Origin of the sequence: Rossellomorea oryzaecorticis (assembly GCF_045897515.1) — a bacterium.
In the GTDB taxonomy this organism is placed as follows: Bacteria; Bacillota; Bacilli; order Bacillales; family Bacillaceae_B; genus Rossellomorea; species Rossellomorea enclensis.
Genome location: NZ_JBJOSA010000014.1, coordinates 1 through 13,251, shown reverse-complemented (window position 1 = coordinate 13,251; position 13,251 = coordinate 1). Strand labels below are relative to the sequence as shown.

Below are 13,251 nucleotides of genomic sequence, written 5' to 3'. Positions count from 1 at the left end.
TTTCCGCGGGTAGACCGTGAGCCTCGGCAAGCCTGCGGGGTCTCACTTGTCCAGCTGCAGGGCTTAGAGGCACATGTCATAAGCCAAACCAACCAAGAAGGCAAAGAACGCCTTCGTGGCCGATTCGTCTTATGCCACACGCCTCTGAGCAAAGCCCTTCCGCTTTTCTTATAAGCTACTCTTCCCGCAGGAGTCTACGTCTTGCACTCCAATCAATCGCTGAATGAGTTAAACCATAAAAGTAAAATGAACAAATTTAAAACCCGAACTAATTTGCCTCATCTCATGCGAATTAGTTCGGGTTTTTCTTAGTCTAAAGCACTTTTGTCCCATCCCCGCCCTTTTCAGGTGTCATAGAAGTGCATCGGCAATGAGCTCGAAGGATCTGAGTTTGTCCTTGAAGTCATAGGTGATGCTGACAAGCATGATTTCATCCGTCTGATACGCTTCACTTAGCTGAAGGATTTCCTTTTTCACTTTCTCAGGGCTTCCGACGATCATGCGCTTGCGGTTTTCGCGAACCCGTGCAGCTTCGAACGGACTGTACTGGTATGCAGCTGCTTTCTCAGGACTGGGTGTCCCGTTTGAACGCATTCCCTGTTCGATCATGATCAGTGACAGGTCGATGCTCGAAGCGACTCTCTCCGCCTCTTCATCGGTCTCAGCACAAATCGTGAATACTGCTACTGTATTCTTTGGTTTATCAAGGTATTCCGATGGTACAAAATTGTTGCGGTAAGCCTCAGTATACTGAGGACCGCCTTCCCCATTGATGAATTGGGCAAATGTATAAGGTAGCCCTTTTTGCGCAGCAAGCATGGCACTGGATGGACTTGATCCAAGCATCCAAACCTCCGGCATCGTCGGTATCATCGGTGCAGCCGTCAATCCTTGATAAGGGTGGGCAGGAGGCAGTGAATCCGTCAGGTAGCCCAGCAGCTCATCAATCTGTTCCGGATAACGGTGCACGTCACGGTGTTTACCGTCACTGAGTGCCATCGAAGCCATCGGCATGCCGCCAGGTGCCCTTCCAAGTCCGAGATCTATGCGGTCGGGGTTCAAGCCTTCGAGGAGCCTGAAGTTTTCCGCTACTTTATAAGAACTGTAGTGCGGCAGCATCACACCGCCGGATCCGACACGGATCTTCGAAGTATTCTGCGCCAGGTGGGCAATCAACACCTCAGGTGATGACCCGGCCAGGCTCTGTGAATCATGGTGCTCCGATACCCAGAAGCGGGTGAATCCCAGCTTCTCCACGAATTGTGCAAGTTCCACTGTATTGTTCAACGCCTCGCGGGCGCTCATTCCTTCTGAAATGGGTGACTGATCCAAGACACTTAATTTGATCGTCAATTTGGACATCTCCTTTATCTGATGTGAGTATTATTATCAATTTCAAGAGAAAAAATGTCCAATAACATGCTTAAAGGGTGACGGCTTGAAGCCGTCACCCTTTTGAGCTTTGTTTCTTATTTGTAGATCAAGACTTTACCTACAGTACCGTCCGCGCTTTCCCCAGTCACACGGAATTTCAATCCGTATTCAGGGACGTTGCGTCCAGCATCGACTAGGCCTTTGTTGCTGTAGTCTGCGCTGTCGTCAAACAGCGGAGTGCGCTTAGTGAAGTTATCTTTCATCGTTACACCAAGCAAATCAGTGTAATCCAAGAACATTTTTTCTGTCTTATTCAAGCTGAATGCTGCATCATGTAATTGGTAGCGTGTAGATCCTACAGAACCATCGCTCCAGTAATTCGCTTTTTGATCAGCATCCACCACACCAAGGTAACCATCACCAGGATGGACACCAGTCCAGTTATTATCGTAGCTTTCATCCACATACCATACAAGCAATCCCGGATCATACGACATTAAGCTGTCACCGCGTCGGATATGAGATAACCCTTCATCCACACCATTGTGTGATCTCCATTCGAGCAGGTAGTAATGAGGTGATGTCGTTTTTCCATCGGATACTTCAAAACCATCAAATGTGAAGCTGCTGCTGTCACCTTCTGCGCCGTCAGAAAGAACTTCGCCTCCATCGGCAGTCACTTTTACATTATCAACGAACATTCCTGTCAGGTTTGAACCCCAGTCTGTCATGTAGCGGAACTGCAGTTTAATTTCTTGACCGGCATAATCACTTAAGTCGATTGACTCATGGAGCCAGCCGGCACTTGAGCCAGTGTAACCAGGGACGTTGTCTTTGATTGCAGGATATCCATCTGCTACGATGTCATCCGTGGTATTTGGAGTCGATAAAGAGTTCCAAGTTTCACCATCGTCTGTTGAAACCTGAACCATACCGAAATCCCATCCATCTTCGATTTCATACCAAACATCATAATCAAGTGTTGCATTTTCTTTGTTGGAAAGATCGACAGAAGTCACCATCTTATGATCGATTTCATCACCAGTACCACCGAAGAATTCTGCTTCACCTTCAGCAGGCTTGTTGATTTCCTTCACTTTATCAGGAAGGTTGACTCTTACAGCATCATTATTCGTACCCTTTGTGACACCTTCATCTAAAAGAACTTCTGTACCGCTTTTCGAAATGTCGTCAGCATTAAGCGTATCTCCGCTTAACCATTTGCCGCCGTGATTTGCCTGCAGCATTTCTTTCGCATAAGCACTCATTCCAGGAGGCTCTGTACCAGGGATGTCACCGGCCCAGCTTCCGCTTGCCATCAGTGACCAGTAAGCAACAGCTTCCCCTGCTCCCGTGTATTGCGTGTCATACTCATCAGGCAGACCTAGGTCATGTCCATATTCATGGGCGAATACGCCGGCAGCGCCGTCTTCAGGCTCGATAGTGTAGTCATAGGCTCCAAGCAGGCCACCAAAACGATCACTGTTTGATTCCCCGCCAGGTACTGCAACTAATTTACCGAGGTTCCATCTGTGAGACCAGATTGCATCAGGACCAAGCGATCCTCCGCCAGCTTCCTCACCGACACCCGCATGGATGACCATGAGGTGATCGATGATTCCATCCGGCTCATTGTACACACCGTCTCCATCATAATCATCACGATCCCACACATCGTACTCTGATAAATCTACATTATCGTCAGCTCCTGCTTTAGCAAGTGCCTCGTAAACAAGCTCACGCGGTCTGGCGTCACTGCCGTCATCATCAGGATAGTTGCCGCCGTAATACTCTGCCGGGTGATCAGCTGTGTACCAGCCTGCAACTGTTCCATCAACCGTATAGCTTCCGCCCGATTGTTCTTCATAGTATTGCTTCATGGAAACCAGGTTTTCTCCATTTGGACCTTCATATCCATCTTCACCGAAGATCATGTTTTGGAAGTGTTCATGCGTATAATCTTCATAGAACATGTCTGTTTCGTCTTCTTTGATTGAACTTTTTTCATAATCCGGGAAGTCAATTGCAAGGACCAATACTTTGTCTTCCCGCACGTCACCGTCATAGTTTTCCTTCTCGACGCCGTCCGGCTGGTTCTTTTTAGCCTGTCCTAATTTGTTTCCTTTACCTTTTGTCAGGCTGTCAGTCGATTTATTACCGTCTTGCTTCACTTTCCCTTTAAGACCCTTTGGAAGCTTGTCCTTTGATTTGCCGGCACTGTCCGCTTTTGAAGCGAGATAGGACTTCAGCACTTTTTGGGCTTGTGCAGGAGTCGCGTCTTTCGCAATCTTTCCTTCTTTCTTCAGCATCTCGATCAGGCGCTCGTCATTGGCGATGCCTGCATCAAATGCTCCACCTTTACTATGATCCACCTTCACCGTCGGCTTCGCCAACACATTCTCTGGTACTACAGTCCCCGCTGATGCCGGTACGGCAAAAGCCCCGATACCCAAGGCAGCAGTGAGAGCCATAGATAAAACTTTACGTGTTTTCAACACGTCATTCCCCCTTCGTATGTACTATGTTTTTACAACTAATTACAATATACTAGATTTTTCAGAAAAATCCATATATTCTGACATAAGTTGATTATTTTCTCCTACAAGAAATATTTACAAGGGAAAATTTAACTAATAAGAAAAGACATAAAATGACAAAAAGCTGGTCCTATAGATATAGGACCAGCTTTTTTTATGGGACTATTTTATTTCGTGGTACGAAATAACTATGTTTTTTTACTTAACTTTCTTCAATTTCCGGTACATTTTTCCATTCCAGAAGAAAAATTTTGTCACCCAGCCGGCTTCTCCGATGAATTCTTTCGAAAAAGCCTGGACCCTTTTCTGCCTTCTGGCTTTTTCATCAGAAAGGTACACTCCGATCAGCCCTTTATTGATCAATCGGTGAAAGCCCGAGTGAGGAAGTTCATTCGTATGTTCATCCGCTTTCCGCAGGAAATGAATGAGTCTATCCTTCAGGTGATCTTCATTTTCATAGTAAAAACAGAAATTCAAGTCTCCTCCCTCATGATCCTCTTCCTGATCGATGAAATAATCCAGCAGGATATGAAGGCCCTGTATGTAAGGAAAATAACCAGCCTTGATTTTTTCTGTATAGGAAGGCTGAAAATCCGGCCTGCTGGCATAGGCCACAAGGCAGAAGATGCCGAGTGTGGAACCGGAACATGCCGAAAATTCATACCAATCCATCTCCGGGAGTCCGGAGCGGTGCCGTTCAAACCATGCCTGAAGCCGCCCTTCCCTTTCTTCCGGAGTAACATGTTTATGTATCTGCAGATCACAATAGTAATCGCACAGTTCCAGAAGCTCATTCTTGATACTTTCATAGTGAGGGATACCCGACAGCGATTCCTGGCAGGCAAGCACTAGATCGCGCAAATAACCGCCGTCATCCTGGTCTTCCCTCAGTGCATAATAGTTAACAGGCTCCGCCCCGACGGTCAATGAATCCTTCATGGACTGATGCAGGAGTTTGAAGTCCTCTGGATCGAGGGACGTACTCCTGTCACAAAGATTATCAAGGTAATCACTGATCGTCTGGTAAGCAACCGTGAAGCGTATCGTTTCTTTCTTCTTTTTAAGCGAGAGGATGGAAAGGATCGAACCTCCTTCACAATGAAAGGTCTTATGCTCAATACTCGCTAATGCCTGTTTTCTTAATTCATCATTTGGAATTTCAGCGGCACGTTCTTTCCAGTGATCCAGCTCTTGATGAACAAGCGGGAAAATATCCCGATATACTTTAGTCATTAATGAAAAAGGACTTGCAGGTACTGACAAGTTACCACCTCGTTTAGATTAAATATCCCAGCGCCTTCAGCCGGCTTTCGATGAAGATCTTCGAGTATTCGAAGATCTCCTCCCTTTCAGGCTCGTTATAAATTTCATGATAGCACTTCGGCCATTCCTTATAATGCATTTCAGAAAGAGACAGTTCATTGAACCATTTCTTGACCGCACTCTTATCCACGATTTTATCATCCCCTGCCTGCAGCACAAGCAAAGGGACATCAGGCATTTTATTCATATTCAGTTTAGCAAGCTTGATCGCTTGTGCAAGCTCCCTGTACCAGCGGACCGAAACTTTTGTAATATAAAGAGTGTCATTGCTGTCGATTTCCCTTACATCTGCGTTCCTGGTTGCCATATCGATCGTCAATCCCGATGGGAATTTCACCATCGGCGCAATCTTGTTCAGACCATAAGAAAGAAGTTCCACAGGTTTCGACGGTCCGTCAACCAGCCCGAGGCATGGGGATGACAAAATGACTCCCGCCACGTTCACGTGGGATTCCTGAAGCATTCTTACAGCAATCAGTCCGCCCATACTATGACCAAGGATGAATACGGGCAGGTCAAATTGATACGCAGCCTGAACCCAGTCTTTCACTTCGATAATATATTCGTCAAACGAGTCGATATGACCTCTTTGTCTCCTTGACGTCATTCCCTGGCCGGGCAAATCACCCATTATGACATGAAAGCCCGATGCCCGCCACATTTCAATGAGCCAGCCGTACCGGCCATGATGTTCCATTGCTCCATGAATGATGACGATGACTGCTTTTGCCTCTTGATCTGTTTCCCATTTCCACATGGCAAATCCTCCTTAAATGTTTCTCTAATGGTCATCATCTGCTACCATTATTATAGTAAAAAAAATTGAAAGGGGTAGTAAAAAATGCTTTATCCTTATCATGATAAAAAACCAGTGATTGCAGAATCTGCCTATATCGCTGATTATGTAACGATTACGGGAGATGTTGAGATCGGGGAAGCATCCAGCATCTGGTTCAATACTGTCATCAGGGGGGACGTAGCCCCAACCAGGATTGGCAGCAAGGTGAACGTGCAGGATAATTCCATCCTTCACCAAAGCCCTGAAAACCCCCTTATCCTGGAAGACGAAGTGACAGTCGGCCATGGTGTCATCCTGCACAGCTGTAAAATAAGGAAAAAAGCCCTCATCGGCATGGGATCGATCATCCTCGATAATGCCGAAATCGGGGAAGGTGCTTTTATCGGTGCCGGAAGTCTTGTCCCCCAAGGGAAAGTCATCCCTCCCAATACACTTGCCTTCGGCCGTCCCGCTAAAGTGGTGAGGGAACTAAATGAGCATGATATCAGTGAAATGAAACGGATCTCGAGGGAATATGCAGAAAAAGGACAGTATTATAAAAGCATCAAACCATTTTGATTCTTATACTTGTGATACCCCAATCCCAGCTGGATTACTACTGTTAAAAAACGGGATATACTGATCCGGTCTTAATTTTGGCCGGATCGGCAATTAGAAACCTGCAGCAGAATAGAGAATGCTGGTGCTTATTATTTTATCACCCGGGATGAAATTATATCTCCCGTTTTTTTATTTTATCGTGCAAATGCACAGTATATCGGCCAGAATATCTTTTTATCGACCAAAATCCCGATATATCGACCAATCTGCAAAATACGACAAATCCTGCATTCGCTCTGCTTTTCAACCCGCACTCTTCACCCACATATTCCTTTCATCCCCTACCCGAAGGAATTCCATCAAAAAAACCAACACCCGTAAAGGTGCTGGTTTTTTTATACCTGCTATTAGTTAAGAGCTTCTGCTTTCAATGCTTCAGCTTTGTCCGTACGCTCCCAAGGAAGATCAAGATCGTTGCGGCCGAAGTGTCCGTAAGCAGCTGTCTGCTTGTAGATCGGACGGCGAAGGTCGAGCATCTTGATGATTCCTGCCGGGCGAAGGTCAAAGTTATTGCGAACCACATCAACCAATACATCCTCCGAAACTTTACCCGTTCCGAATGTATCGACTGAGATCGAAACAGGCTGAGCTACACCGATTGCATACGCCAGTTGGACTTCACATTTCTCAGCAAGTCCTGCTGCCACGATGTTTTTCGCAACATAGCGTGCTGCATAAGCTGCAGATCGGTCAACCTTCGTTGCATCCTTACCGGAGAAGGCACCGCCGCCGTGGCGTGCATAACCGCCGTACGTGTCAACGATGATCTTGCGGCCTGTAAGACCTGCATCCCCTTGAGGTCCGCCGATGACGAAGCGGCCAGTCGGGTTGATGAAGTATTTAGTGTTTTCGTCGATCAGTTCTTTCGGTACAACCGGATCGATGACATATTCCTTCAGGTTGCGCTGGATCTGTTCAAGTGAAACTTCAGGGTGATGCTGTGTAGAGATGACGATCGTGTCGATACGCACAGGCTTATCGTTTTCATCATACTCAACAGTTACCTGGGTTTTACCGTCCGGACGTAGGTAAGGAAGAACTTCTTCTTTACGGACTTCAGTCAATTGACGGGATATTTTGTGAGCAAGCGAGATCGGAAGCGGCATAAGCTCCTTCGTTTCGTTGCACGCAAATCCGAACATCAGCCCCTGGTCCCCTGCACCGATCGCTTCGATTTCTTCATCGGACATTTGCCCTTCACGAGCTTCAAGCGCCTGGTCTACACCCTGGGCGATATCTGCGGACTGCTCGTCGATTGATGTCAATACAGCACAAGTTTCGGCATCGAAACCATATTTTGCACGAGTGTAGCCGATCCCGCGAATCGTTTCACGGACGATTTTCGGAATGTCCACATACGTACTCGTCGTGATTTCACCTGCAACAAGCACAAGGCCTGTTGTAACAGATGTTTCACAAGCCACGCGGGCATTCGGATCATTCGTTAAAATGGCATCAAGAATTGAATCAGAGATTTGGTCACAAATCTTATCTGGGTGTCCTTCAGTTACGGACTCAGATGTAAACAGACGACGTTTAGTTGACATCAAGGTTCCTCCTTAAGCGTAATTGCCGGCTTTACCGGCAAAACAAATAAACAGATACGGTACTCATTTCCCTAAGTAGTATGAAGTAAACATGGTTTTTTTATAAGGAAGGCCCTTATATAAAACCTGAGATTTAACTAATTATGCAGACTATAAAAACAGAAAAAACCCTTCCTCTAAAAAGCACAAAGAGGAAAGGTTTCAGATCATAGCCGCGCCTTTTCTCTCTTATCGTTCAAGGTATCCACCTTGCCTCAGTTTAGCACCTTCGCTTCATGGGATCCTTCAATAAGAAGGACCCACTATCTATTTAGCAGGTTGCTGGGTTTCATAGGGTCTGCTCCCTCCACCAGCTCAGGATAAGAGTATCCGTTCAAGGTACAATAATAACGTTAAATACTCAAGAGTGTCAAATGTTTTTTAGTATGAAAAGATTCCCGGTAAATCCGACTGGATAAACGACTCAAATATATAAGAAGAAACATAACAACCATGGGTAAATGCATGATGATTTTCCGGTGGACAAGCATAAACTGCTCTAATAAGGAGAAATAAGGTGCGGATTTTAAGGAAAATGTTACAAGTTTAAGTCACAATATAAAAAATGACTAAATAGTATAGACTAATAAATTAATTGTGTTATACTATTTTTGAAAAGATACAAGGTATTTAAATTTATATAAAGGAAGGGTTCTAATGAATTCAGTGAGCATGTCTAATGAGTTAACAGAATTACTTAACGGTCAAAACATAAAAAATCAACTGTCTGTTTCACAATTAGTGGAAAAAGTTCTCCATAGAAATGAAGGCGTTTTAACTTCTTCGGGTGCGGTAAGAGCTGAAACTGGAACATATACAGGGCGCTCTCCTAAAGATAAATTCATCGTCGAGGAGCCTACTACGAAAGATAAGATTGATTGGGGATCTGTCAATCAGCCAATCTCCGCTGAATCATTCGATAAATTATATCATAAAGTCCTTGCATACTTAAAAGAAAAAGAAGAAGTATTCGTCTTCAACGGGTTTGCAGGCGCAGATCCAAAACATAGACTGCCGATTCAGGTGATCAATGAATTTGCGTGGCATAACCTTTTCGCGCACCAGCTTTTCATCCGTCCAAGTGCGGAGGAGCTAATCTCTCACAATTCCGAATTCACGATCGTTTCTGCCCCTAACTTTAAAGCAGATCCCGCGGTTGACGGCACCAACTCGGAAACATTCATCATTGTTTCATTTGAAAAACGCATCGTCCTGATCGGCGGGACTGAATATGCAGGAGAAATGAAAAAGTCAATCTTCTCAGTCATGAACTACATGCTCCCTGAAGCCGATATCCTTTCCATGCACTGCTCGGCGAATGTAGGCCGCGAAGGCGATGTTGCCTTATTCTTCGGACTTTCCGGAACCGGGAAGACGACTTTATCGGCAGATCCCAACCGCCGTCTTATCGGAGACGACGAACACGGATGGTCGCCGAACGGCGTATTCAATATCGAAGGCGGCTGCTATGCAAAATGCATCGGGCTGACCCGTGAAAAAGAGCCTCAAATCTTCGATGCCATCCGATTCGGATCAGTCCTTGAGAATGTCGTGCTTGATGACGATTCACGCATTCCGGATTATGAGGATAACAGTTTAACAGAAAATACCCGTGCCGCTTATCCGCTCCAGGCAATGGAAAATATCGTGGAGCCAAGCGTGGCCGGACACCCTAATACAATCGTATTCCTGACTGCGGATGCATTCGGCGTACTGCCTCCGATCAGCAAACTGACAAAAGAACAGGCAATGTACCACTTCCTGAGCGGATACACTTCCAAGCTTGCTGGAACCGAGCGCGGCATCACTTCGCCGCAGGCAACATTCTCAACATGCTTCGGTTCGCCATTCCTGCCGCTTGCAGCTACTCGTTATGCTGAAATGCTCGGAAAGAAAATCGATGAGCATAATGCAGAAGTGTATCTCGTGAATACTGGATGGACCGGCGGTGAATATGGCGTCGGCAGCCGAATGAAGCTTTCATTCACGCGTGCGATGGTGCAGGCAGCATTGGAAGGGGAACTGACGAACGTCGAAACCGAAAAGGACGAAATCTTCGGCCTGAACATCCCTGTACACGTACCTGGAGTACCGGATGAGGTACTGCAGCCGGTTAAGACATGGTCGGATGAAAAAGCGTACAAAGCGAAAGCGACCGAACTTGCCAGCCAATTCAACGACAACTTCAAGAAATTCACTAACGTTCCAGCCGAAATCGAAGCAAAAGGCGGTCCGTCAGTAAAATAATTCATGCAGAAGAGTCCAGCACTTCAAATGTGTTGGGCTTTTTTTATTTTTGGGGCGGGTTTTGCGGGGATGATCTTAATTCTTGGTTGTCTCATCTGGAGGCATGGGCGGTAATCAACGATTTAGTTTTTTATCAACGAAAATCTCGGATTGATTATCAACAAAAAAACCGATTTATCATCGTTTTTTCTGGTTACCGACAATTCTCTGTAAATCAACAAATTCCGCCCGCGCCGATAACCACATCCAGCACCCCAATCCAACCCATCCCCAAATAAAAAAAGAGGATTCCTCCTCTTTCCTTAAAACAAAGCTATACACCTTTCTTCCGGCCTGTAATCAGATTCCACAAGAACACGATTACGGCAATGACCAATAAAATATGGATGATGGCTCCGCCGATCTTGAATATCAGTCCAAGCAGCCAAAGGACAACAAGGATCCCGATAATGGTCCACAACATCTATAACGCCTCCTTCATGATGAATTAGTGCTCACTCATTTACTGATGATAAATCATGTATTGATGCTAACTTTCCCTAAAATTCATTTTTTAAAACAAAACAGGAAATTTAGTAAAAATTCTCTTTACTAAATATTATAAATTTTGGTAATATATCAATTAAAACTTATAAAGGGGTTTGGGGAAATGATCAGAGTATTGACACAGGAGGATGACAGGCAATGCCAGCAGTTAATTCAAAAAGAGCCTGCAGAGAACTTGTTTATCATCGGTGACATCGAAGCTTTCGGTTACGAACAGGACTTTCAGAAAATCTGGGGAGATTTTGACGAATACGGGAATCTGAGAGGGGTCCTTCTTAAATATAGAGAGAATTTTATTCCATACTCTCCGGGGGAATTCGATGCGGAAGGGTTTGCAGCCATCATCAACAGCTGCGAGGACTTTTCCATCATGTCCGGGTTAAAGGCCGTAACGTCGAAAGTCGAACCTTTTCTATCAAGGGAATTCCAATCCAAAAGACAGATGTACTATGCCAAACTGGATAATTCGGAGTCATTATCAGAAGGAGAGCTTCATCATGTTGAAAAAGCCTCCATTGAGGCATTGCCAAAATTGGTTGAGCTCCTGAACAGCATCCCGGAGTTCAGCGGCGGAAGTTTCACTGTCGAGAAAAGAAAACACGGGATGGAAAAAGGGGTCGCGCGCAGCTACTATATCGAAAGAGACGGCATCTTTGTATCTTCCGCTTCCACTACTGCGGAGAACAGCTCCTCGGCGATGATCGTGGCCGTCTGCACTCATCCAGATTATAAGAAAAAAGGATATGCGACCGAGTGCATGACAAAATTATGCCGTGATGTTCTCCAAGAAGGCAAGGAGCTCTGCCTTTTTTACGATAATCCCGAAGCGGGCAGGATTTATAAAAATATCGGATTTGAGGATATCGGGTTCTGGATGATGTATAAATTTTAATGTTCCCAAAAAAACAGCCGGATCTCCATTTTCAGGAGACCCGGCTGATTCATGCCGCAGCATCTGCACGATTGTGTATCAATCTTGCCTGAATCAGCCGCTTTCGAACGGTAATCCCTATCCAGCTGGCCAGGAATGCCTTGATCAATCCGACCACGATGAACGGATACACTCCTGCCGCCATCGCCTGTGTCCAGCTTAAATCTGCCACGTATTTCAATTGAATGGTCCCGATCAGAAGGGTGACGACCATCCCCGCCGTATTCGCCACCATTGCCATTGTAAGATTGAACTTTGTCTTCTCAAGGATCAAGCCTGTAATGAATGCCGCCGCGATAAACCCGAATATGTAGCCCCCGGTTGGTCCCACCAACACCTGGGCACCCCCGCTGAATCCTGCAAAGACCGGCACCCCTACCGCTCCAAGCAATGCATATCCAATCATGGCGAAAGCTCCGTATCTGCTTCCCAGAATCGTTGCCGTCAGTCCGACCGCCAGTGTCTGCCCGCTGATTGGAACGAGCGGGAGCGGTATTTCTATCTGCGCAAAAATCCCCGTTATCGCAGCAAAGATGCTGCACTGTATGATCACTCTTAATTTTTCCCCATTCATGATTGTTCTCCCCTTTTGCGTTAACCTTCAATAATATAAAGTTAACACAATTTTCAATTCTCGGGAAGAACCTTAAATACTTTTTCTACAAACCAGCGTATGATATAGGAAAGGACAAAATATATAACAAACGACCACCATGGTTCCCATTGATACGCCTTATAATAATCGAGCCACCTGAAAAACGGTTCGCTGATGAATGAAGCTCCACCGGCCAAAACTAAATTTGCAATAAAAAATGCTTTTCCTTTGGGAAAATAATAATAAATTAACATATAAGTGACCGGTATCAACGCATAATCAAATAAATAGGCTTTCGGATAAATGGGCAAAAGCTCGGTCGGATAGCCCCAATAACCCAGTTCATACCCAAACCCGTCCAAGTTCGCCGCTGCCATGATCCATACCAGACCCAGGAACAATATCCTCGGAAGCTGCCGGCGATCCACCAATTTCAACAGCAGCACCCAGAGAAGAATCATTAAAACAATTATGATCCACCACTTCAGTGAAAGGAAATTGTATTTCAACCAATAGTCAATATTTAAATTTACCGCCCTCTGCAGCTCGTCATGAACTTTATCATATTTCTCAACCATCGCAGTACCTCAGTTTTTTTACTAGTATGGGAATATATCCAAGTATTTATCCTAAAATAAACATACTAAGATTAGTGGGTAAAGTCATCGACGGATGACTTTACCCACTATTTTTCTTTTTAGAGTTATAGTGAG

11 protein-coding genes and 1 riboswitch are annotated in these 13,251 nt (G+C 45.3%); of the genes, 3 read left to right on the top strand and 8 right to left on the bottom strand.

The window, feature by feature from the left end; genetic code table 11:
* Nucleotides 1-351 precede the first annotated feature (351 nt).
* The 4 genes from ACKA06_RS15290 to ACKA06_RS15275 all read right to left on the bottom strand — a co-directional run bounded on the left by ACKA06_RS15290 (nucleotide 352) and on the right by ACKA06_RS15275 (nucleotide 5,991).
* Nucleotides 352-1,353 (bottom strand): LLM class flavin-dependent oxidoreductase, encoded by a 1,002-nt coding sequence (locus ACKA06_RS15290; RefSeq protein WP_411160054.1) that lies wholly within the window; start codon nucleotides 1,351-1,353, stop codon nucleotides 352-354.
* A 116-nt stretch (nucleotides 1,354-1,469) separates the two neighbouring features.
* The gene (locus tag ACKA06_RS15285) at nucleotides 1,470-3,869 is read right to left on the bottom strand and encodes an immune inhibitor A domain-containing protein (protein WP_411160053.1); all 2,400 of its coding nucleotides are present in this window, start codon (nucleotides 3,867-3,869) and stop codon (nucleotides 1,470-1,472) included.
* 240 nt (nucleotides 3,870-4,109) lie between these two features.
* On the bottom strand, nucleotides 4,110-5,174 hold the full coding sequence (locus ACKA06_RS15280) for a tetraprenyl-beta-curcumene synthase family protein (RefSeq protein ID WP_411160052.1): 1,065 nt from the start codon (nucleotides 5,172-5,174) through the stop codon (nucleotides 4,110-4,112).
* 13 nt (nucleotides 5,175-5,187) lie between these two features.
* A complete protein-coding gene (locus ACKA06_RS15275) occupies nucleotides 5,188-5,991 on the bottom strand; it encodes an alpha/beta hydrolase (protein WP_032087273.1) in 804 nt (267 codons plus the stop codon).
* An 84-nt stretch (nucleotides 5,992-6,075) separates the two neighbouring features.
* Between ACKA06_RS15275 and ACKA06_RS15270 the strand changes: the two genes are divergently transcribed.
* Nucleotides 6,076-6,591: a gamma carbonic anhydrase gene (locus tag ACKA06_RS15270; RefSeq protein ID WP_411160051.1), complete on the top strand. Its 516-nt coding sequence runs from the start codon at nucleotides 6,076-6,078 to the stop codon at nucleotides 6,589-6,591.
* Nucleotides 6,592-6,980: 389 nt separating this feature from the next.
* Here the strand turns inward: ACKA06_RS15270 and metK are convergent, their stop codons facing one another.
* Complete coding sequence (metK, locus tag ACKA06_RS15265) at nucleotides 6,981-8,180, bottom strand: methionine adenosyltransferase (RefSeq protein ID WP_058298007.1); 1,200 nt, start codon at nucleotides 8,178-8,180, stop codon at nucleotides 6,981-6,983.
* Nucleotides 8,181-8,405: 225 nt separating this feature from the next.
* Nucleotides 8,406-8,546, bottom strand: a riboswitch (SAM riboswitch).
* Between the two features lie 330 nt (nucleotides 8,547-8,876).
* On the opposite strand from metK, the gene pckA reads away from it, so the two are divergent.
* Nucleotides 8,877-10,466, top strand: coding sequence for a phosphoenolpyruvate carboxykinase (ATP) (gene pckA / locus ACKA06_RS15260; RefSeq protein WP_032087270.1), 1,590 nt, complete (start codon nucleotides 8,877-8,879; stop codon nucleotides 10,464-10,466).
* A gap of 313 nt (nucleotides 10,467-10,779) precedes the next feature.
* On the opposite strand, the gene ACKA06_RS15255 is transcribed toward pckA, so the two are convergent.
* Nucleotides 10,780-10,929, bottom strand: a complete 150-nt coding sequence (locus tag ACKA06_RS15255; protein ID WP_141687673.1) for a lmo0937 family membrane protein — start codon at nucleotides 10,927-10,929, stop codon at nucleotides 10,780-10,782.
* Nucleotides 10,930-11,115: 186 nt separating this feature from the next.
* Between ACKA06_RS15255 and ACKA06_RS15250 the strand changes: the two genes are divergently transcribed.
* Complete coding sequence (locus ACKA06_RS15250; protein ID WP_411160050.1) at nucleotides 11,116-11,904, top strand: GNAT family N-acetyltransferase; 789 nt, start codon at nucleotides 11,116-11,118, stop codon at nucleotides 11,902-11,904.
* A 49-nt stretch (nucleotides 11,905-11,953) separates the two neighbouring features.
* On the opposite strand, the gene ACKA06_RS15245 is transcribed toward ACKA06_RS15250, so the two are convergent.
* Nucleotides 11,954-12,517, bottom strand: a complete 564-nt coding sequence (locus ACKA06_RS15245; protein WP_064564588.1) for a biotin transporter BioY — start codon at nucleotides 12,515-12,517, stop codon at nucleotides 11,954-11,956.
* 53 nt (nucleotides 12,518-12,570) lie between these two features.
* Complete coding sequence (locus ACKA06_RS15240) at nucleotides 12,571-13,116, bottom strand: CBO0543 family protein (protein ID WP_058298011.1); 546 nt, start codon at nucleotides 13,114-13,116, stop codon at nucleotides 12,571-12,573.
* Nucleotides 13,117-13,251: the final 135 nt, after the last annotated feature.